Annotated in this window: 19 protein-coding genes and 1 pseudogene; 14 read left to right on the top strand and 6 right to left on the bottom strand. The window is 59.4% G+C overall.

Going from position 1 to position 21,095, the window contains the following annotated elements:
- Positions 1 to 531: a DUF5943 domain-containing protein gene (locus NL64_RS07210; RefSeq protein WP_034147460.1), complete on the bottom strand. Its 531-nt coding sequence runs from the start codon at positions 529 to 531 to the stop codon at positions 1 to 3.
- 78 nt (positions 532 to 609) lie between these two features.
- Positions 610 to 1,587, bottom strand: a complete 978-nt coding sequence (locus NL64_RS07215) for a dipeptidase (RefSeq protein ID WP_008033250.1) — start codon at positions 1,585 to 1,587, stop codon at positions 610 to 612.
- A 221-nt stretch (positions 1,588 to 1,808) separates the two neighbouring features.
- Here NL64_RS07215 and NL64_RS07220 point away from each other — a divergent pair, with 221 nt between their 5' ends.
- The 3 genes and pseudogenes from NL64_RS07220 to NL64_RS07230 all read left to right on the top strand — a co-directional run bounded on the left by NL64_RS07220 (position 1,809) and on the right by NL64_RS07230 (position 2,900).
- Positions 1,809 to 2,210 (top strand): lysozyme inhibitor LprI family protein, encoded by a 402-nt coding sequence (locus NL64_RS07220; RefSeq protein WP_034147461.1) that lies wholly within the window; start codon positions 1,809 to 1,811, stop codon positions 2,208 to 2,210.
- Positions 2,211 to 2,228: 18 nt separating this feature from the next.
- A pseudogene (locus tag NL64_RS07225) lies at positions 2,229 to 2,450 on the top strand (helix-turn-helix domain-containing protein); the annotation flags it as partial.
- Between the two features lie 33 nt (positions 2,451 to 2,483).
- A complete protein-coding gene (locus tag NL64_RS07230; RefSeq protein ID WP_034147462.1) occupies positions 2,484 to 2,900 on the top strand; it encodes a DUF3010 family protein in 417 nt (138 codons plus the stop codon).
- A 112-nt stretch (positions 2,901 to 3,012) separates the two neighbouring features.
- Here the strand turns inward: NL64_RS07230 and NL64_RS07235 are convergent, their stop codons facing one another.
- Positions 3,013 to 3,957, bottom strand: coding sequence for a GlxA family transcriptional regulator (locus NL64_RS07235; protein ID WP_034147463.1), 945 nt, complete (start codon positions 3,955 to 3,957; stop codon positions 3,013 to 3,015).
- A 209-nt stretch (positions 3,958 to 4,166) separates the two neighbouring features.
- Between NL64_RS07235 and NL64_RS07240 the strand changes: the two genes are divergently transcribed.
- The 6 genes from NL64_RS07240 (at position 4,167) to NL64_RS07265 (ending at position 9,639) form a co-directional block, all read left to right on the top strand.
- Positions 4,167 to 5,111 carry a choline ABC transporter substrate-binding protein gene (locus tag NL64_RS07240; protein WP_034147464.1) on the top strand — a complete coding sequence of 315 codons (945 nt, stop codon included), beginning with the start codon at positions 4,167 to 4,169 and terminating at the stop codon, positions 5,109 to 5,111.
- Between the two features lie 74 nt (positions 5,112 to 5,185).
- Complete coding sequence (locus tag NL64_RS07245; RefSeq protein WP_034147465.1) at positions 5,186 to 6,073, top strand: 3-keto-5-aminohexanoate cleavage protein; 888 nt, start codon at positions 5,186 to 5,188, stop codon at positions 6,071 to 6,073.
- A 134-nt stretch (positions 6,074 to 6,207) separates the two neighbouring features.
- Positions 6,208 to 7,173 (top strand): L-carnitine dehydrogenase, encoded by a 966-nt coding sequence (locus tag NL64_RS07250; RefSeq protein ID WP_034147466.1) that lies wholly within the window; start codon positions 6,208 to 6,210, stop codon positions 7,171 to 7,173.
- Between the two features lie 179 nt (positions 7,174 to 7,352).
- On the top strand, positions 7,353 to 7,829 hold the full coding sequence (locus NL64_RS07255; RefSeq protein ID WP_034147467.1) for a thioesterase family protein: 477 nt from the start codon (positions 7,353 to 7,355) through the stop codon (positions 7,827 to 7,829).
- A 14-nt stretch (positions 7,830 to 7,843) separates the two neighbouring features.
- Positions 7,844 to 9,007, top strand: a complete 1,164-nt coding sequence (locus NL64_RS07260) for a gamma-butyrobetaine dioxygenase (RefSeq protein WP_034147468.1) — start codon at positions 7,844 to 7,846, stop codon at positions 9,005 to 9,007.
- Between the two features lie 368 nt (positions 9,008 to 9,375).
- A complete protein-coding gene (locus NL64_RS07265; protein ID WP_034147469.1) occupies positions 9,376 to 9,639 on the top strand; it encodes a hypothetical protein in 264 nt (87 codons plus the stop codon).
- Positions 9,640 to 9,805: 166 nt separating this feature from the next.
- Here NL64_RS07265 and NL64_RS07270 read toward each other — a convergent pair whose 3' ends face one another.
- On the bottom strand, positions 9,806 to 10,909 hold the full coding sequence (locus tag NL64_RS07270; RefSeq protein ID WP_034147470.1) for a GlxA family transcriptional regulator: 1,104 nt from the start codon (positions 10,907 to 10,909) through the stop codon (positions 9,806 to 9,808).
- 602 nt (positions 10,910 to 11,511) lie between these two features.
- Positions 11,512 to 12,888, bottom strand: a complete 1,377-nt coding sequence (locus NL64_RS07275; RefSeq protein ID WP_034147471.1) for an L-serine ammonia-lyase — start codon at positions 12,886 to 12,888, stop codon at positions 11,512 to 11,514.
- 435 nt (positions 12,889 to 13,323) lie between these two features.
- Here NL64_RS07275 and NL64_RS07280 point away from each other — a divergent pair, with 435 nt between their 5' ends.
- The 3 genes from NL64_RS07280 to choV all read left to right on the top strand — a co-directional run bounded on the left by NL64_RS07280 (position 13,324) and on the right by choV (position 16,358).
- Entirely contained in the window at positions 13,324 to 14,271 is a 948-nt protein-coding gene (locus tag NL64_RS07280) for a choline ABC transporter substrate-binding protein (protein WP_034147472.1), read from the top strand.
- 66 nt (positions 14,272 to 14,337) lie between these two features.
- Entirely contained in the window at positions 14,338 to 15,183 is an 846-nt protein-coding gene (gene choW / locus NL64_RS07285; RefSeq protein WP_034147473.1) for a choline ABC transporter permease subunit, read from the top strand.
- Positions 15,180 to 16,358 (top strand): choline ABC transporter ATP-binding protein, encoded by a 1,179-nt coding sequence (gene choV, locus NL64_RS07290; protein ID WP_034147474.1) that lies wholly within the window; start codon positions 15,180 to 15,182, stop codon positions 16,356 to 16,358. Before choW ends, choV begins: the two co-directional genes overlap by 4 nt.
- Positions 16,359 to 16,537: 179 nt before the next feature.
- On the opposite strand, the gene NL64_RS07295 is transcribed toward choV, so the two are convergent.
- Positions 16,538 to 18,478 carry a BCCT family transporter gene (locus tag NL64_RS07295; RefSeq protein ID WP_253277064.1) on the bottom strand — a complete coding sequence of 647 codons (1,941 nt, stop codon included), beginning with the start codon at positions 18,476 to 18,478 and terminating at the stop codon, positions 16,538 to 16,540.
- A gap of 381 nt (positions 18,479 to 18,859) precedes the next feature.
- Here NL64_RS07295 and betI point away from each other — a divergent pair, with 381 nt between their 5' ends.
- Both betI and betB read left to right on the top strand, forming a co-directional pair.
- Entirely contained in the window at positions 18,860 to 19,453 is a 594-nt protein-coding gene (gene betI, locus NL64_RS07300) for a transcriptional regulator BetI (RefSeq protein ID WP_034147476.1), read from the top strand.
- Between the two features lie 62 nt (positions 19,454 to 19,515).
- The gene (gene betB / locus NL64_RS07305) at positions 19,516 to 20,988 is read left to right on the top strand and encodes a betaine-aldehyde dehydrogenase (RefSeq protein WP_034147477.1); all 1,473 of its coding nucleotides are present in this window, start codon (positions 19,516 to 19,518) and stop codon (positions 20,986 to 20,988) included.
- The last annotated feature ends 107 nt before the right edge of the window (positions 20,989 to 21,095 follow it).

The raw sequence follows: 21,095 nt of genomic DNA on the forward strand, positions 1-21,095 counted from the left end.
TTACAACGGCTTGACGATGAACAAGCCGTCTTCGTGGCCCTCTTCGGAGCCACCGTAGACTTGCTCGGCCACGGTGCGAATCTGGCTGCCGCGAGCGGCGAGGATCTGGTCCATCGCGCCGGCAAACCAGCCGGTGAACATGTAATCAACCTTGCGCCCGACCTTGCCGTACACGTACACGAACGCCGAGTGTTCGAGCTTGACGCTGGCGGTACCTTTGTCGAGGTCGATGTCCTGGATCTTGAACAGGCCCCAGCCGCGTTGCGACAGACGCTTCATGTAGTGCTCGAACACCGCAACGCCTTCCAGGCCGTGGCATTCGGCTTCTTTTTCACACCAGTGCCAGGCGGACTTGTAGCCGGCCTTGTAGAGGATGTCAGCGTAGGCTTCGGCGCCCAGCACTTCCTCGATGCCCATGTGGTTGTTGACGAAGAAATGGCGCGGTACGTACAGCATCGGCAGGGCGTCGGAGGTCCAGACACCGGTTTCGCTGTCGACTTCGATAGGCAATTGCGGGGCGATCTTGGCCATGGAAACTTAACTCCAGAAAAATTTTGGTGTTGCCCCCGGCACGGACGGCCGGGGGAAAGGATTCAGAAGTGCGGCGGCTTATTCGCCCCAGACGTCTTTCAAAACATTGACCCAGTTCTCGCCCATGATCTTGCGCACCACACGCTCGGAATGGCCGCGCTTGAGCAGGGTTTCGGTCAGGTTCGGGAACTCGCCGACGGTGCGGATGCCCAGCGGGTTGATGATCTTGCCGAAGCTGGTCAGGCGGCGGGCATAGCCCTTGTCGTGGGTCAGGTATTCGAAGAAGTCCTGGCCGTGGCCCTGGGTGAAGTCGGTGCCGATGCCGATGGCGTCTTCGCCGACGATGTTCATGGTGTATTCGATGGCTTCGGCGTAGTCGTCGATGGTCGAATCGATGCCCTTGGCGAGGAACGGCGCGAACATGGTCACGCCGACGAAACCGCCGTGGTCGGCGATGAACTTCAGTTCTTCATCGGACTTGTTGCGCGGGTGGATTTTCAGGCCCGACGGCAGGCAGTGGGAGTAGCACACCGGCTTCTTCGATTCGAGGATGACTTCTTCGGAAGTCTTGGAACCGACATGGGACAGGTCGCACATCACGCCAACGCGGTTCATCTCGGCGACGATTTCACGACCGAAGCCCGACAGACCGCCGTCGCGCTCGTAGCAACCGGTGCCGACCAGGTTCTGGGTGTTGTAGCACATCTGCACGATACCGACGCCCAGCTGCTTGAACACCTCGACGTAGCCGATCTGGTCTTCAAACGCGTGGGCGTTCTGGAAGCCGAAGAGGATGCCGGTCTTGCCCTGCTCCTTGGCCTTGCGGATGTCGGCGGTGGTGCGCACCGGAATCACCAGGTCGCTGTTCTCGCGGATCAGTTTCTGGCTGGCGGCAATGTTGTTGACGGTGGCCTGGAAGCCCTCCCACACCGACACGGTGCAGTTGGCTGCGGTCAGACCGCCCTTGCGCATGTCTTCGAACAGCTCACGGTTCCACTTGGCAATAATCAGCCCGTCGATAACGATGCTGTCGGCGTGCAATTCGGCTGGGCTCATCAGGCTGTCCCCTTATTAGCGATTCATGCGCCGAATCGTCTGCCGGCGCTTTGGGGCCAGCATATGCCTGAGCACCGGGGCGACCGGGTGCAAAAACGACAGGGGGTTTGCCGAAAGCGTCAATCTGCGACAAAGGGTCGTCGCCGGGCGCAATCAGCGCCCTGTTCAAGGCCCCGCGCTTGGGCCAGAATTCGCCGCATTACTAAATTTGGGGCGATGTAATGAAATCGATCTTCCTGGTTTTGGCACTGATGGCGACTGGCGTACACGCGGCTGAAGAAGCCGACGACAACCCCTGCGACAAAGTCGAAAACGACATCCAGACCCTGGAATGCTCGGTCTTCAGCAAAACCACCGCCGAAGACCTGCTGAGCGAAAACTACAAGAGCCTGAACGAGCGCATGCAGTCGCTCTACGGCAAGAACCCGTCGCAACTGACCGACATCACCGCCAAAATCAAAGCCGCCCAGCAACAATGGCTGAAAACCCGCGACGCCGATTGCGCCGTCGAAGCCTTCCCGGCCACAGCGGGCAGCAAGGCGTTCACGATTGCGCAGAATGATTGCGTGGCGCGGATGAGTGATGAGCGGTCGGAGTTTTTGGAGTCGATTGGGCAGGAGTAACCACAAAGGATGGAAAACAGCATGATCCCTCACGAAGTTGTCAGCCGCATTGTCGATGGAGCGCTGCCAGTACGCGCCTGGCGCGAACACTTGAACCTTACACAGGATGAAGTGGCCAAACGCATGGGCATCTCCCAACCGGCGTTCGCCCAGCAGGAAACGGTCGCAAAGCCGCGCAGAGCGACTCGTGGAAAAATCGCGGCGGCTTTTGGCATCAACGCCAGTCAACTTGAGCTGTAAGCTTCACGCCTTCAGCCAGAAAAGGGATTCAACATGAAAGTCTGCGGCATCGAAATCAAAGGCAGCGAAGCGATCATTGCCGTGGCCGACCTCGAAGGCTCGGCGCTGAGCCATGTAGCGCTCGCCACCAAGAAAATTGCCCTAGACGATGACGACGAAGCCGCCAACGTCAAAGTCTTCGCGGCTCAGGTTGCTTCGTTCGTGCGCGAGAATTCGATTGATCGGATCGCGATAAAAAAACGCAGCAAGAAAGGTGAGTTTGCCGGTGGGCCGACGACGTTCAAGATCGAGGGGATTTTCCAGTTGCTGGAGAATTGTGAGGTGACGCTTTTGTCGCCACAGACGATCAATGCGCAAGCCAAGAAGCACGGTTTTGAACCGCCGACGACGTTGAACAAATATCAGCATGAGGCGTACAAGGCGGCGTGTTCGGCGTTGATGAAGAAATAACCGCAACACATCCTGTGTAGGAGCCGGCTTGCTGGCGATGAAGCCAGTGGCATCATGGTGATCTTTCGTTTGCCATCGCCAGCAAGCCGGCTCCTACAGGTTCCCCGGGTGTTTATGCTTTCGCGGTACGCCGATCTTCCCGCGGACAACGCTCAAACTTCGCCCGATAACTGCGGGTGAAATACGATGGCGATTCAAACCCGCAGGCAATACTCACTTCCAACACGCTCATGTCGGTCTGTCGCAGCAGCTGCCGCGCTTTTTCCAGCCTTAATCGCAGATAGAAATTGCTCGGTGTGTCGTTGAGATGCAGACGAAACAGCCGCTCTAGCTGCCGCCGCGTCACCTTGATCGATTCCGCCAATTCCAGCGTACTCAACGGCGGTTCGCTGTGTTGCTCCATCTCACCGATGACCTGCACCAGTTTCTTGTTGCTGATCCCATATCGCGTGGCAACTTCCATGCGCTGGTGGTCTTTGCGCGGGCGGATGCGCCCGAGCACGAATTGCTCGCTGACCTGGATCGCCAGTTCCGGGCCGTGGGCCTGGGCGATCAGATCCAGCATTAAATCAATGGAAGCGGTACCGCCCGCAGAGGTAATACGCCGACGGTCGATCTCGAACAGCTCCTGGGTGACGCTGAGCTGCGGATAGGACTCCTTGAAGGCGTCGATGGCTTCCCAGTGCAGGGTCAGGCGATGGCCGTCGAGCAGGCCCGCCTCGGCGAGGATGAAACTGCCGGTGTCGATGGCGCCGAGGGTCACGCCTTCGTTGTCCAGCCGCCGTAGCCAGTGTTCCAGCGCTGGAGTGGTGAACTTCAACGGCTCGAAGCCGGCGACCACCAATAATGTCGCTCCTTTTTTCAACGGCTCCAACGCTGCATCGGCGTTGACCGACATGCCGTTACTGGCCAAAACCGCGCCACCATCGGCGCTCAGCACATGCCAGCGATACAGCTCACCACGAAAACGATTGGCGACCCGCAGCGGCTCGATGGCCGAGATAAATCCAATGGCCGAGAAACCCGGCATCAACAAGAAATAGAAATCCTGGGACATGGAGCGTACTCGATGGCACGTAACGTGAGGACGGGTAGCGTGAGGATGTTGATACGCCACTTGCCACAGGCATTCAAGAGGACAGGTCGCTGCAGTGCAAGTGCTGGTCGCCGCAGTGCGCTTTCATGGCTGATTTGCTGCGTAACGTGTCATCACCGGCGCATCAGACGCCGGAACTCACAATAATGAAACTGCCGAGGAACCTGAGAATGAAACGACTGATCAGCAGCTGTGTTCTTGCACTCAGTGGTACCGCTTTGCTGAGCGCCAGCGTCATGGCCGCCGAACCCGCCTCTTGCCAGAATGTGCGCATGGGCGTGGTGAACTGGACCGACGTCATCGCCACGAGCGCGATGACCCAGGTATTGCTCGATGGCCTCGGCTACAACACCAAACAAACCAGTGCGTCCCAGCAAATCATCTTCGCCGGGATTCGCGATCAGCGCCTGGACCTGTTCCTGGGTTACTGGAACCCGCTGATGACCCAGACCATCACCCCGTTCGTCGACGCCAACCAGGTCCAAGTGCTTGAAGCGCCCAGCCTGAAAGATGCCCGCGCCACCCTCGCCGTTCCGACCTACCTCGCCGACAAAGGCCTGAAAACCTTCGCTGACATCGCCAAGTTCGAAAAAGAACTGGGCGGCAAGATCTACGGCATCGAGCCGGGCTCGGGCGCCAACACCCAGATCAAGGCGATGATCACCAAGAACCAGTTCGGCCTCGGCAAGTTCCAGTTGGTCGAGTCCAGCGAGGCCGGCATGCTCGCCGCGGTGGATCGCGCCGTGCGCCGCAAGGAAGCCGTGGTGTTCTTCGGCTGGGCGCCGCACCCGATGAACGTCAACGTGCAAATGACCTACCTCACCGGCAGCGAAGACGCCCTCGGCCCGGACGAAGGCATGGCCACGGTGTGGACCGTCACCGCGCCTAAATACGCCGAACAATGCCCGAACATCGGCCGCCTGCTGAGCAATCTGACGTTCACCGCCGAAGATGAGAGCCGGATGATGCAGCCGTTGCTGGATCACAAGGACGCCTTCGAATCGGCAAGGCAATGGCTGAAAGACCATCCGCAAGACAAGCAGCGCTGGCTCGAAGGCGTCACTACCTTCGACGGCAAACCGGCGGCTGAAAATCTGAAACTGACCAGCAAGTAAACCTCATTTGAACCACCGACTCGCAGCCCGACAGGGCTGCGAACGGGACCACTACGCCTGAAGGAAACCGCCACATGAACCACGACGTCATCATCACCTGCGCACTCACCGGTGCTGGCGACACGACCGCCAAGAGCCCACACGTGCCGGTCACCCCGAAACAGATCGCCGCTGCCGCCGTGGAAGCCGCTAAGGCCGGCGCCACCGTGGTGCACTGCCACGTTCGCGACCCGCAAACCGGCAAGTTCAGCCGTGACGTGGCGCTCTACCGCGAAGTGATGGAGCGCATCCGCGAGGCCGACGTCGACATCATCGTCAACCTCACCGCCGGCATGGGCGGCGACTTGGAAATCGGCGCGGGCGAGAGCCCGATGGAGTTCGGTCCGAACACCGATCTAGTCGGCCCGCTGACCCGCCTGGCCCATGTCGAAGAATTGCTACCGGAAATCTGCACCCTCGATTGCGGCACCCTGAACTTCGGCGATGGCGACACCATTTACGTCTCCACCCCGGCCCAGCTGCGTGCTGGCGCCAAACGCATTCAAGAGCTGGGCGTTAAGGCCGAGCTGGAAATCTTCGACACCGGGCACCTGTGGTTCGCCAAACAGATGATCAAGGAAGGCTTGCTCGACAACCCGCTGTTCCAGCTCTGCCTGGGCATCCCGTGGGGCGCTCCGGCGGATACCACCACCATGAAAGCCATGGTCGACAACCTGCCGGCCGACGCCGTCTGGGCCGGTTTCGGCATCGGTCGCATGCAAATGCCAATGGCGGCGCAAGCGGTGCTGCTGGGCGGCAACGTTCGGGTCGGTCTGGAGGACAATCTTTGGCTGGACAAGGGTGTACTGGCGACCAACGGCCAACTGGTCGAACGCGCGGCAGAAATCCTCAGCCGCCTCGGCGCCCGCGTACTGACCCCGGCTGAAGGCCGCAAAAAAATGGGCCTGACCCAACGCGGCTGAGCCCCACACAACAAAACCTGTAGGAGCCGCCGAAGGCTGCGATCTTTTGATCTTGTTTTTTAAAAAGCCAAAGTCAAAAGATCGCAGCCTTCGGCAGCTCCTACAGGATTCAGCGAATCTTTTAGGACGCCACAATGACCTTCATTACCGAAATCAAAACCTTCGCTGCGCTGGGCAGCGGTGTCATCGGCAGCGGCTGGGTGTCTCGCGCCCTCGCCCACGGCCTGGATGTGGTGGCCTGGGACCCGGCGCCCGGTGCCGAAGCCGCACTGCGCAAACGCGTGGCCAATGCATGGGGCGCGTTGGAGAAACAAGGCCTGGCACCCGGCGCCTCGCAAGATCGCCTGCGCTTCGTCGACACCATCGAAGAATGCGTGCGCGACGCCGACTTCATCCAGGAAAGTGCTCCGGAACGCCTGGAGCTGAAACTGGAACTGCACAGCAAAATCAGCGCGGCGGCCAAGCCTGATGCCCTGATCGGTTCGAGCACCTCCGGCTTGTTGCCGAGCGAATTCTACGAGAGCGCCACGCACCCGGAACGCTGCGTCGTCGGTCACCCGTTTAACCCGGTGTACCTGCTGCCCTTGGTCGAAGTGGTCGGCGGCAAAAATACTGCGCCCGAAGCCGTGCAAGCGGCGATGAAAGTCTATGAATCCCTCGGCATGCGCCCGCTGCATGTACGCAAGGAAGTGCCGGGGTTCATCGCCGACCGTTTGCTCGAAGCGCTATGGCGCGAGGCCTTGCACCTGGTCAACGACGGCGTGGCGACCACTGGCGAAATCGACGATGCAATTCGTTTTGGCGCGGGTCTGCGCTGGTCGTTCATGGGGACGTTCCTGACCTACACTCTGGCCGGCGGCGATGCCGGCATGCGCCACTTCATGGCGCAGTTCGGCCCGGCGCTGCAGTTGCCGTGGACTTATCTGCCGGCGCCGGAACTGACCGATAAGTTGATTGATGACGTGGTGGATGGCACCAGTGATCAACTCGGCAAGCACAGCATTTCGGCATTGGAGCGCTATCGTGATGACTGCCTGCTCGCGGTGCTGGAGGCAGTGAAGACCACCAAAGAGAAGCATGGGATGGCGTTTGCCGAATAACCGCAGTCACCTGTGGCGAGGGAGCTTGCTCCCGCTCGGCCGCGCAGCGGTCGTAAAACCAGTGAATGCGATCTGTCTGTTATGCCGCGTTTCGAGGTTTTGGGACTGCTTCGCAGTCCAGCGGGAGCAAGCTCCCTCGCCACAAATGTGTATGCCAGCAACTATCTGTGGAGTGCTTTATGCCCACCCTCACCACCTACCAGACCAGAATCATCCCCGACTGGGTCGACTACAACGGCCACCTGCGCGACGCCTTCTACCTGCTGATTTTCAGCTACGCCACCGATGCGTTGATGGATCGCCTCGGCATGGACAGCAACAACCGCGAAGCCAGCGGTAATTCACTGTTCACCCTGGAACTACACCTCAACTATCTGCATGAAGTGAAGCTCGACGCTGATGTCGAAGTGCGCACGCAGATCATCGCCCACGACGCCAAACGTCTGCACCTCTATCACAGCCTGTATTTGATAGGCGATGACAAGGAGCTGGCAGGCAACGAGCAAATGCTGCTGCACGTCGACCTCGACGGACCGCGCTCCACGCCGTTCAGCGAAGTAACGTTGGGCAAGCTGCAAGCCATCGTCGCCGAACAGGCCGACCTGCCCGCCCCCGCCTACATCGGCCGAGTGATCGCGTTACCACCCAAAAAATAACAAGGAGATCGCCATTGAATACCGCCGCCGCTTTTGCCGACTTCCGTACTTATCCGTTGATCAGCGCGCTGTCAGGCGTGCAGGCCATGGCGGATCGTGTTCTGGTGAAGTGGGCCGATAACCGTGTCAGCCCGTTTCATCATCAATGGCTGCGGGACAACTGCCCGTGCCCGCAATGCGTCTACCCGGTGACCCGCGAGCAGGTGCTGGAAATCGTCGACGTGCCAGAAAACCGGACACCCGCCGAAACCCGCATCGATGCCGAGGGTTGCCTGTGCATCCAGTGGCAGGACGATCACCTCAGCCGCTTCGATCCTGGCTGGTTGCGCGCCCACGCTTACGACGACGAGTCCCGTGCCGAGCGCCGCGCCGGCAAGGCGAAAGCCAGACTCTGGCGCAGTGATTTGCAGCTGCCAGTGTTCGATTACCAAGCGCTGATGAACGACAACGACGCCTTGTTGCAATGGCTGCTGGCGGTGCGTGACGTCGGCCTGACCCAGGTTCGTGGCGTACCGACCGAGCCCGGCTCCTTGAAGCTGATCGCCCAGCGCATTTCCTTCATCCGCGAGAGCAATTTCGGCGTGCTGTTCAACGTGCAATCCAAGGCTGATGCCGATAGCAATGCCTACACCGCGTTCAACTTGCCGCTGCACAGCGATCTGCCGACTCGCGAGCTGCAACCGGGGCTGCAATTCCTTCATTGCCTGGTCAATGATGCCGAGGGTGGCGAGAGCATTTTTGTCGACGGTTTTGCCATCGCCGAAGCGTTACGCCTGGAAGATCCCGAGTCGTTCAAGAGTCTCTGCGAAATCCCCGTGGAATTCCGCAATAAAGACCGTCACAGCGACTACCGCTGCCTGGCGCCGATCATCGCGCTGGATCCTTTGGGGCAGGTGTCGGAAATTCGCATGGCGAACTTTTTGCGGGGTCCGTTTGATGCATCGGTGGAGCAGATGCCCAAGCTCTATCGTGCGTATCGACGGTTTATTGCGATGACCCGCGAGCCCCGGTTCCGGTTGATGCAAAGGCTCAATCCGGGCGAGTTGTGGTGCTTCGACAACCGCCGCACTTTGCACGCGCGCAATGCGTTTGATCCCGCCACCGGGGCGCGGCATTTCCAGGGGTGTTATGTGGATCGGGATGAGTTGTTGTCGCGGATCCTCGTTTTGCAACGCTAGACCGCGTCATCGTTCATCGCGGGCAAGCCCGCTCCCACAGGTTTTTGCGATCCCTGTGGGAGCGGGCTTGCCCGCGATGGGGTGCGAACAGGCAACACAAAATCCCGGATTGACAGGCAAAAAAAACCCCGATCAAGCCGTGACAAGATCGGAGCTGAGGAGGGTACTGTTGAGGAGCCGTTGCGCGAGGGTGACCAAACCTTCGTGAAGCGAGCTGAGTCCAGTGTGCCGACTCTCTTCGCAGGCAAATAGCCCGAAAACGACCTGTTCATAGTCATTGCGGCCATTGCGACAAATCGCCCTTGCCGCCACTCCGTGCCACTACCAGAATCGAGCCACGACACCGTTCCCTGAAGAAGGATTGCGTCATGATGTACGCCGATTTGATAGACCAGGAAGACCTGTTGGGCCAACTGAAAGCGTTGGGATTTCAAGTACCGAGCGGCGCCACGGCCGAGCAGGCTTGTGAATGTGCAGTGCGGGGTTTGAACATCGAACGGGCAACCGAGTTGCGGACCATGGTCAAGCAGATGTACACCAGCAGCGCGACCATCCTGCCGGCGGTACGTCAGGCCATCGACAAGCAGTTGCTGCCGGCGTTGGCGGAGTTTCAGCAGAGCCGTAGCGCCTGAGGGCCGAGGTGTAACACTCTGTGGCGAGGGAGCTTGCTCCCGCTCGAGCGCGAAGCGGTCGAAAACCCGGTAAATGCAACCTACCGGGAAGATCGCATATACCGGACTTGGGGCTGCTGCGCAGCCCAGCGGGAGCAAGCTCCCTCGCCACAAAAGCGCCTCTGCTTTAGAGCCTTACGCTGGCAAACGTCGACTCATTACGCGCTTGGCTCAGCGCCGACAACGGCCCGGACAACGGCGACAGCACCAGCGCTTGCGGCAGCGGCATCATCGCCACTTGCTGCGTGGTGTTGGACCCAACGCGCTCGTCACGCGGCGGAATGCCGAAGTATTCGCGGTAGCACTTGGAAAAGTGCGGCGTGGACACGAAGCCGCACACCGACGCCACTTCGATGATCGACATCGGCGTTTGCTTGAGCAGTTGCCGCGCGCGGATCAGGCGCAGCTTCAAGTAGTAACGCGACGGCGAGCAATGCAGGTATTTCTGGAACAACCTTTCTAGCTGACGACGGGACACGGCGACGTACACCGCCAGTTCGTCGAGGTCGATCGGCTCTTCGAGGTTGGCTTCCATCAGCGCAACGATTTCCTGCAACTTCGGCTGGTTGGTGCCGAGCATGTGCTTGAGCGGCACACGCTGGTGATCCTGTTCGTTGCGGATGCGCTCGTAGACGAACATCTCCGAAATCGCCGCCGACAGTTCACGGCCGTGATCGCGACTGATCAGGTGCAACATCATGTCCAACGGCGCGGTGCCACCGGAGCTGGTGAAGCGGTTACGGTCGAGGGTAAACAGGCGGGTACTCATGGCCACACGCGGGAAAGCTTCCTGCATCGCCGCCAGACATTCCCAGTGCACGCTGCAATCGAAACCGTCCAGCAGGCCGGCGCAGGCCAGGGCCCAACTGCCGGTGCACACTGCGCCGAGGCGACGGGACTGACGCGCCTGGCTTTGCAGCCATGACACGTGTTCGCGGGTAACAGTGCGTTGAATTCCAATACCGCCGCAGACAATCACTGTGTCCAGGGCGGGGGCTTTGTGCATGGAGGCATCGGGGGTGATTTGCAGACCGTCACTGGCCCAGACCTGACCGCCGTCGACGGTGAGGGTGGTCCAGCGATACAACTCGCGACCGGACAATTGGTTGGCCATGCGCAGAGGTTCGACTGCGGAAGCCAGAGAAATCAGCGTGAAATTGTCCAGCAGCAAAAAGCCGATGGATTGAGGCGCACGGTTCTGGGGTTGGGCCCCGGAGTTGGACGACGTCATCGCGGTATCTCCTCACACAAAGCGGGTGATGGCCTCAGGCGGAGGCTCTTGTTATCGCCATCGTTCTCGCGTGAGAGACGGGCTTTGTAATGACAGAGCAATTGCCATGCCTAAATTTGAATGTGCGTTCAATAACTCCTAAAAACGACGTCGGAATGTGTCTATATAAGACACGCAGTGAGTAGGGGTTATAAGTGCCATCAGGCAAGGCAAACGCGCTGTCCCGTTGCGTGTGAGCAAATCGGTAGCACTTGTGGGAACAGGGCTGCGAGCAGCCCGGAAAGAGTGTCACCGCAGGCACAGGTGACGGATGGTCAGGCCGGGGAAGGACCTGATTTTGAAGTCAGTTACTTATCTGTGAGCGACGCGCCAAAAGGTGGCGCGCCTGGGATTGCGTGTTCACTTAGCGCGCAGTTTTGACTGGTCTTGCGCTATCTATAGGAGCCTGCTTGCTGGTGATTGAGACGACGCGGTGAATCAGTCAGTCCGCGTTATCGTTCATCGCCAGCAAGCAGGCTCCTACAGGGATTTATGGTGTGATGAAAATATCAGTTACACCACAGAACCTGTGGGAGATTGCCAGCGATTGGGGTCACACGGTCTCAGCACTCCACAGCGCTAACCGCCAATCCCCCTCGCGATGTCTCTTTATATTTGTCATGCATGTCGGCACCGGTATCGCGCATGGTGCGGATCACCCGGTCCAGCGAGATAAAGTGCTGACCGTCACCGCGCAATGCCATCTGCGCCGCGTTGATCGCTTTCACCGCGGCAATCGCGTTGCGCTCTATGCACGGCACTTGCACCAGCCCGCCCACCGGGTCGCAGGTCAAACCGAGGTTATGTTCCAAACCAATTTCCGCCGCGTTGCACAGTTGCTCCGGTGTAGCGCCGAGGATTTCCGCCAGCCCCGCCGCTGCCATGGCGCAGGCCGAGCCCACTTCACCCTGGCACCCGACTTCGGCACCAGAAATCGAAGCGTTTTTCTTGCACAGAATCCCGACCGCTGCCGCGCCGAGGAAGTAGTCGACGACGTTGGCGTCGGTCACGTCTTCGCTGAACTTCATGAAGTAGTGCAACACCGCCGGAATGATCCCCGCCGCGCCATTGGTCGGTGCCGTGACCATGCGCCCGCCGGCCGCGTTTTCTTCGTTGACTGCCAGGGCGAACAGGTTGACCCATTCCATGGCGCTAAGCGTGGAGCCGATCACGTTGGGTTTATTCAGCTCCTGCAAACTGCGATGCAGCTTGGCCGCGCGCCGACGCACATTCAGGCCGCCAGGCAATATGCCCTCGTGCTTGAGGCCGTGCTCGACGCAATCCTGCATGGCGCGCCAGAGCGTCATCAGGCCGCTGCGAATTTCTTCCTCACTGCGCCAAACCTTCTCGTTGGCCAGCATCAATTCGGCCACGCGCAGGTTGTGCGTTTTGCACAGTTCCAGCAGCTCGGCGGCGCTGGAAAAATCGTACGGCAATACGGTGCGATCAAGGTCAACGACGCCGCTTGAAGCCTGGGCTTCGTCGACGACAAAACCGCCGCCGACCGAATAATAAGTGTCGCGATGCAACTCACCGTCATCGCCTTGGACAATCAGGGTCATGGCGTTGGGATGGAACGGCAGGTTTTCGTCGATCAGGCGCATATCGCGAGCCCAGATGAACGGCACTGACACGCGACCGTCGAGCAACAGGGTGTCGGTTTCGCGCAGGGTGGCGATGCGAATGCCGATTTGCGACGGATCGATCGCATCCGGCCACTCGCCCATCAGGCCCATGATCACCGCGTTGTCGCTGCCGTGGCCGATGCCGGTGGCGGACAACGAACCATAGAGCTGAACTTCGACGCGCCGCACTTGCTCAAGCAACCCCCGCTCACGCAAACCCTGCACGAACAGCGCTGCCGCCCGCATAGGCCCCACGGTGTGCGAACTGGAAGGGCCGATGCCGATTTTGAACAGGTCGAAAACACTGATAGCCATTACTGCCGAACTCCTGGATGAGCCTGATCCAGACGCAAAAGCGCCCGGTGGCGGAGCTGCTACGCTCAAGCTGCAATCCGCCGAGATGGCCGCATCATCAGGCTTTTGTCATGTCGTTCGACGTCTCACACCGACGCACTCATGCCCACTAACGCCGCGTGCGTTTTGCGCCATGTTTTCGCCGTTTTTTTGCGAATCAGAAGGGGAAATGGGGCTGAAAAAATCTGTAAACGACGTCACTGACACTGGATACGACCATCCCTGTACTGGTTACGACGCACCCTGTAGGCGTCAGATTTTCACTGGTACATGATCGTATCGACTCGATTGCAAGGCGCCGTGGTAGAGATGTCTCCAAAACGCCATCCAACCGCAACCTATAAGTGCGGTGGTCCAGTCGGAACACTGCCAAAAAAAACACCAAGGAGTCCATCCATGAAAGGTTCCCGTTCGTTGTTGTTGGCCGCCATGCTTAGTCTGCCGGTTCTGGCGCAAGCCGCCGAACCGGCCCAATGCAGCACCGTAAACTTCTCCGATGTCGGCTGGACCGACATCACCGCAACAACCGCGACCACCAGCGTCGTGCTCAACGCCCTCGGCTACAAGACCAAGACCACCATGATTTCCGTGCCCGTGACCTACAAGTCCCTGGCCGACGGCAAGAACATGGACGTGTTCCTCGGTAACTGGATGCCGACCATGGAAAACGACATCAAGGCCTACCGCGATGCGGGCACCGTGGAAACCGTGCGCACCAATCTCAAAGGCGCCAAGTACACCCTCGCCGTCCCACAGGCGCTGTACGACAAAGGGCTGCATGATTTCGCCGACATCGCCAAATTCAAGAAAGAACTCGACGGCAAGATTTATGGCATCGAACCCGGCAACGACGGCAACCGCCTGATCCAGAGTATGATCGACAAGAACGCCTTCGGCCTCAAAGACGCCGGTTTCAAAGTCGTCGAGTCCAGCGAGGCGGGCATGCTGTCGCAGGTCGACCGCGCGCAGAAACGCGACACCGCCGTGGTGTTCCTGGGCTGGGCCCCGCATCCGATGAACAAGCGCTTCAAGATTCAATACCTGACCGGCGGCGACGACTTCTTCGGCCCCGATTTTGGCGCCGCCACCGTGGCGACCAACACCCGTAAGGGCTACGCCTCGGAATGCAGCAACGTCGGTCAGTTGCTGAAGAACCTGGAGTTCACCGTCGACATGGAAAGTGAACTGATGGGCAACATCCTGGACGACAAAATGAAGCCTGACGCGGCCGCCAAGGCCTGGCTGAAAAAGAATCCCCAGGTGCTCGATACCTGGCTCGCTGGCGTGACCACCATTGACGGTAAACCTGGCTTGGACGCCGTGAAAGCCAAGCTTGCTCAGTAATCGCTTACGCCGGGCGGGCTCGCCCGCCCGGACTGTTTATTTCCTTGCATGCGGACGTTCACTACCATGCTGATTGATCAGAAAATACCTCTAGGCCAGTACATCGCAGGCTTCGTTGAATGGTTGACGCAACACGGCGCCAACACCTTCGACGCAATTGCCGTGTCACTGGAAACGATGATCCACGGCGTGACGTTTGCGCTGACCTGGTTCAACCCGCTGGTCTTGATCGGCCTAATCGCAATACTTGCCCACTTCATCCAGCGCAAATGGGGGCTGACCGCCTTCGTCGTTGCCTCCTTCCTGCTGATCCTCAATCTGGGGTACTGGCAGGAAACCATGGAAACCCTCGCCCAGGTGTTGTTCGCCACCCTGGTCTGCGTGGTCATCGGCGTACCGCTGGGTATCGTCGCCGCGCACAAACCGATGTTCTACACCATGATGCGTCCGGTGCTCGATCTGATGCAGACCGTGCCGACCTTCGTCTACCTCATTCCTACCCTGACCCTCTTCGGTCTGGGTGTGGTCCCCGGTCTGATCTCGACGGTGGTGTTCGCGATTGCCGCGCCCATCCGCCTGACCTACCTGGGCATCCGTGATGTCCCGCAAGAACTGATGGACGCCGGCAAGGCCTTTGGCTGCTCGCGACGCCAGCTGCTTTCGCGAATCGAACTGCCCCACGCCATGCCAAGCATCGCGGCCGGCATCACCCAGTGCATCATGCTGTCGTTGTCGATGGTGGTGATCGCGGCACTGGTGGGCGCCGACGGCCTGGGCAAACCCGTGGTCAACGCACTGAATACCGCTGATATCGCCCTGGGCTTCGAAGCAGGCCTGGCGATCGTACTGCTGGCGATCATGCTCGACCGTATCTGCAAACAACCCGACGCCAAAGTAGGGGGTGACGCATGAGCATAATTCGCTTCGAAGACGTCGACGTAATTTTCACCAAGGATCCGCGCGAAGCCCTGAAGCTTCTCGATCAAGGTCTGACTCGCAGCGAGATCCTGAAAAAGACCGGGCAGATCGTTGGCGTCGAAAAGGCCAGCCTTGATGTCGAAAAAGGTGAAATCTGCGTGCTGATGGGCCTGTCCGGCTCCGGCAAATCCAGCCTGCTGCGTTGCATCAACGGCCTCAACACTGTTAGCCGCGGCAAGCTGTACGTCGAGCACGAAGGCAAGCAGATCAACATTGCTTCCTGTACCCCGGCGGAACTGAAAATGATGCGCACCAAGCGCATCGCCATGGTGTTCCAGAAGTTCGCCCTGATGCCTTGGCTGACGGTGCGCGAGAACATCAGTTTCGGCCTGGAAATGCAGGGCCGTCCGGAGAAGGAACGCAAGAAACTGGTCGATGAAAAACTCGAACTGGTGGGCCTGACCCAATGGCGCAACAAGAAACCCGATGAACTCTCCGGTGGTATGCAGCAACGTGTGGGCCTGGCCCGTGCGCTGGCGATGGACGCCGACATTCTGCTGATGGACGAACCGTTCTCGGCACTCGACCCGCTGATCCGTCAGGGCCTGCAGGACGAACTGCTGGAACTGCAACGCAAGCTGAGCAAAACCATCGTTTTCGTGAGTCACGACCTCGATGAAGCACTGAAGCTCGGCAGCCGAATCGCGATCATGAAAGACGGCCGGATCATCCAGTACAGTAAACCTGAAGAAATCGTCCTCAACCCGGCGGACGACTACGTGCGGACCTTCGTCGCCCACACCAACCCGCTGAACGTATTGTGCGGTCGCAGCCTGATGCGCACCCTGGACAACTGCAAACGCATCAACGGCTCGGTGTGCCTGGATCCGGGCGGCGATTCGTGGCTGGACCTGGCGGAAGGCAACACCATCAAGGGTGCACGCCAGAACGGTTCTGCGCTGGACCTGCAAAACTGGGTACCGGGCCAGGCAGTTGAAGGTCTGGGCCGTCGGCCAACGTTGGTGGATTCGAACATCGGCATGCGCGATGCGTTGCAGATTCGCTATCAGACCGGCAACAAACTGGTGCTGCATGACAACAACCATGTGGTCGGGATTCTCGGCGACAGCGAGTTGTACCACGCGTTGCTCGGCAAGAACCTGGGCTAAGGCAACAAACACAAAAACGCCGCGAGAGGATCGCGGCGTTTTTGTTTTAAGAGCAAAGATCAAAAGATCGCAGCCTTCGGCAGCTCCTACAGGGGACCGCGATCAAATGTAGGAGCTGCCGAAGGCTGCGATCTTTTAAAGCTGACGCGATGCCACTGAAACACCGCGCCACTCACAACTTAGCTATACACCCGGCCAAGGAGCTGCCGATGGCTTTCAAACTGATCGAGCACGTCACGGGTGATCTGATCCTGGGTGAAACCCATCAAGTCGTAGTCCTGGCTGCCGTTGTGCAGGTACACCTCGGCGCGGTAGTAACGCTGACGCGCCTCATCGGATTGAGCCGATTCGGTCGGCGTCGCCAGATAACCGTCCAGGCTGACTTCGTAGACAAACGGGTTGCCCTCCTCCATCTCGACCCGCACGCCCATGCAACGCTTGGACTTGCCCAGCAACGTCTGCACTTCCAGGCCCTGCGCACGCATTTGCGTGGTCGCATCCTGCAAGGCCGGGCTCACGTGCTTGTCCATGAAACGCTGCACCACCGATTGGCTCGGTTGCAGGTCCAGTTGGGTCAAACGCTCGCTGAAACCACGACGTCCGCGCGCCGCCAGCTCGGCTTGTTCCTGTTCGATCTGCACGTCCTGGCGCATGGCCTTGTGCAAGCCAAACATGAAGCACACCAGCACCACCGAGAACGGCAGGCCGGCCAGCACCACCATGGTTTGCATGGCTTCGAAGTTACCGGCGAACAACAGACCGATAGTCACCAGGGTGATCACCACCGACCAGAAAATCCGCAGCCAGTGCGGCGCATCTTCATCGACATTGCCGCCCTTGCAGGAAAGGTTGGCCATCATCACCGCGCCGGAATCCGCCGGGGTCAGGAACAACACGAAACCTACGAAGATCGATACACCGATCACCACCTTCGACGCCGGGTAATGTTCCAGCAATTGGTAGATCGCCATGGACGGCTGTTCCAGCGCCGTTTTCCCAAGCTCCACCGCACCATGGTTCATCACCAGGTCCAGGGCCGAGTTACCGAAGATCGACAGCCACGCCAAAGTGAAACCCAGCGGAATCAGCAGCACGCCAGCCACCAGTTCACGCACCGTACGGCCACGGGAAATACGCGCGATGAACATGCCTACGAATGGCGCCCAGGAAATCCACCAGGCCCAGTAGAACAGGGTCCACAGGCCCAACCAGCGGTCAGACTTCTCACTGTCGCCTTCGTACACATAAAGGTCGAAAGTCTTCAGCACCACGCCGTTCAGGTAATCACCGACGTTTTGCACAAAGCCGTTGAGCAGGTGCAGGGTCGGGCCGAACAACAGCACGAAAATCAGCAGTCCGCTGAACAGCACGATGTTGAGGTTGGACAGACGACGAATGCCGTTTTCCACACCCGACACGGCAGCGATGGTCGCCACGGTGCTCATCACGATGATCACAATCAGCAGGTTGGTGTTGCTGTGTTCCATGCCGAACAGGTTTTCCAGCCCCGACGACACTTGCAGCGAACCAATCCCCAGGTTGGTCACCAGGCCCAGCAGGGTCACGAACATGCCAAAGCCGTCCACCGCATGTCCGGCCGCGCCCTTGACCCAACGCTCGCCCACCAGCGGATACAACGCCGAACGCAACGCCAGCGGCTGGTTATGACGGTAAGCAAAATAGGCAACGGCCAGACCGACCAGCGCGTAGATCGCCCAGCCATGCAGGCCCCAGTGCAGGAACGTCAGCTGAACCGCCTGACGCGCCGCGAGGTTGCTGGCGGCAACGCCTTCCGGCGGGTTGAAGTAATGGTCCAGCGGCTCGGAAGCACCAAAGTACAGCAGCGAAATGCCGATACCCGACGAGAACAGCATCCCCGCCCAGGCGCCGTAGCTGAAGTCCGGGGTGTCGTCCTTGCTGCCCAGTTTCAGTTTGCCGTAGGACGAAAATGCCAGGCCGACCACAAAGATCAGATAGGCGGCAATCACCACCATGTAGTACCAGCCGAAGCTGCGGGACAGCCAGGCTTGCGCCGTACCGAGCAGTCTGCCGGCCTCTTGCGGGGCGATGATCAGAATGGCGGTCAACAACAGAATCAACGCGGTAGAGGTGTAGAACACCCAACCGTTGACCGTCACCTTCTCGGGTGGGGTCTTTATTAGCGAGGCAGAACTCATGGCACAGATGCTCCGGGCAGTGCGAGAGAAGAACGCAAGACAAACGGGTTACCCGACTAATCGGTTAGTGGGCAGCCGACCAGTGGGTGATATAAAGACACCCCGAAAAAAGCCCGAAGCCCTGGGAGCGCCGTGGCGTACAGGTTTCGAGCCGTTTCGGATGTCGGTTTGTCGCCATTTACATGTAGGAAAAATCTGTAAGCAGCGACGATTTGTCGCAGATCTTATTCTTTGTTGATTGAACGTTCAATCAAAACAAAATAGAATGGCCCTCAAGCCGGTAGCCGTTTTACGTCTGCCGGAAGGCCTAAGGAGATGTGCAAGATGCCCAAGGTCGGTATGCAACCCATCCGTCGCCAGCAATTGATCGAAGCCACATTGCTGGCGGTTGATCAGGTCGGAATGGGGGACGCCAGCATTGCGCTGATCGCCCGTTTGGCCGGCGTCTCGAATGGCATCATCAGTCATTACTTTCAGGACAAGAACGGCCTGATCGCTGCCACGGCGCAGTACCTGATGAGTGTCCTCAGCGAGAACGTCACCGCGCGCCGTCAGGCGCTGAAGGACGACAGCCCGCGGGCGCATCTGCAGGTGATCATCGAAGGCAACTTCGACGCCAGCCAGGTCAATGGCCCGGCAATGAAAACCTGGCTGGCCTTCTGGGCCACCAGCATGCACCACCCGTCTTTGCACAGGTTGCAGCGGATCAACGATCACCGTCTGTATTCCAACCTGTGCTGCCAGTTCCGCCGCGTATTGCCGCTCGATGATGCGCGCAGTGCAGCCCGTGGCCTGGCAGCCCTCATTGACGGTTTGTGGTTGCGCGGTGCGCTGTCGGGAGATGCTTTCGACACCGAGCAGGCGCACCAGATCGCTTACGAATACATGGATTTCCAACTGGCCAAGCGGGTGAGTTAGAGCACACACAGAACGCTCAACCACCGCACAGCGCCAATCACTGATGCACTTGCGAGGACTTTATGGCCCGTTTCGAATTGCAAAAACTCTACATCGATGGCGGTTACTCTGACGCTGGCAGCGATGCCACCTTCGAAGCCATCAACCCGGCTAACGGTGAAGTCCTCGCAAAAGTACAACGTGCGACCAAGGAAGACGTTGAGCGCGCTGTGGTCAGCGCCGAAAAGGGCCAGAAAATCTGGGCCGCGATGACTGCCATGGAGCGTTCGCGCATCCTGCGTCGTGCCGTGGACATCCTGCGCGAGCGCAACGATGAACTGGCCGCCCTGGAAACCCTGGACACCGGCAAGTCGTACTCCGAAACCCGTTACGTCGACATCGTTACCGGCGCTGACGTGCTGGAATACTACGCAGGCCTGGTGCCAGCCATCGAAGGCGAGCAGATTCCGCTGCGTACCACGTCGTTCGTCTACACCCGTCGCGAGCCACTGGGCGTCGTCGCGGGTATCGGCGCGTGGAACTACCCGATCCAGATCGCCCTGTGGAAATCCGCTCCGGCCCTGGCGGCCGGTAACGCGATGATCTTCAAGCCAAGTGAAGTCACCTCGCTGACCACTCTGAAACTGGCCGAGATCTACACCGAAGCCGGCCTGCCAGCGGGCGTGTTCAACGTCCTGACCGGCAGCGGCCGTGAAGTCGGCACCTGGCTGACCGAGCACCCGCGCATCGAGAAAGTTTCGTTCACCGGCGGCACCGACACCGGCAAGAAAGTCATGGCCAGCGCTTCGAGCTCTTCGCTCAAGGACGTGACCATGGAACTGGGCGGCAAGTCGCCGCTGATCATCTGCGACGACGCCGACCTCGATCGCGCCGCCGACACCGCGATGATGGCCAACTTCTACAGCTCCGGCCAGGTCTGCACCAACGGCACTCGTGTGTTCGTACCGGCGCACTTGAAAGCCGCTTTCGAAGCGAAGATTGCCGAGCGCGTCGCACGCATCCGCATCGGCAACCCGGAAGACGAAAACACCAACTTCGGTCCGCTGGTGAGCTTCGCCCACATGGAAAGCGTGCTGGGCTACATCGCCAAGGGCAAGGAAGAAGGCGCCCGCCTGCTGTGCGGCGGCCAGCGCCTGACTGACGGCGAATTCGCCAAGGGCGCGTTTGTCGCGCCGACCGTGTTCACCGACTGCACCGACGACATGACCATCGTCCGTGAAGAAATCTTTGGCCCGGTGATGGCGATCCTGTCGTACGAAACCGAAGAAGAAGTGATCCGCCGCGCCAACGACACCGACTTCGGCCTGGCCGCCGGTATCGTCACCAAGGACCTGAACCGCGCCCACCGCGTGATTCATCAGCTGGAAGCCGGTATCTGCTGGATCAACGCCTGGGGCGAATCCGACGCGAAAATGCCGGTCGGTGGCTACAAGCAGTCGGGTGTCGGCCGTGAGAACGGCATCAGCTCGCTGAACAACTTCACCCGCATCAAATCGGTACAGGTCGAGCTGGGCGATTACGTCTCGGTGTTCTAAGACCCGAGACTTGTATTGCTTGCCAGGCCTTCATCGCTGGCAAGCCAGCTCCCACAGGTTTGGTGTCGCCCACTAAATCTGTGGCAGCCCCCAATCCTTGTGGGAGC

Source organism: Pseudomonas fluorescens, assembly GCF_000802965.1.
Taxonomy (GTDB): domain Bacteria; phylum Pseudomonadota; class Gammaproteobacteria; order Pseudomonadales; family Pseudomonadaceae; genus Aquipseudomonas; species Aquipseudomonas fluorescens_A.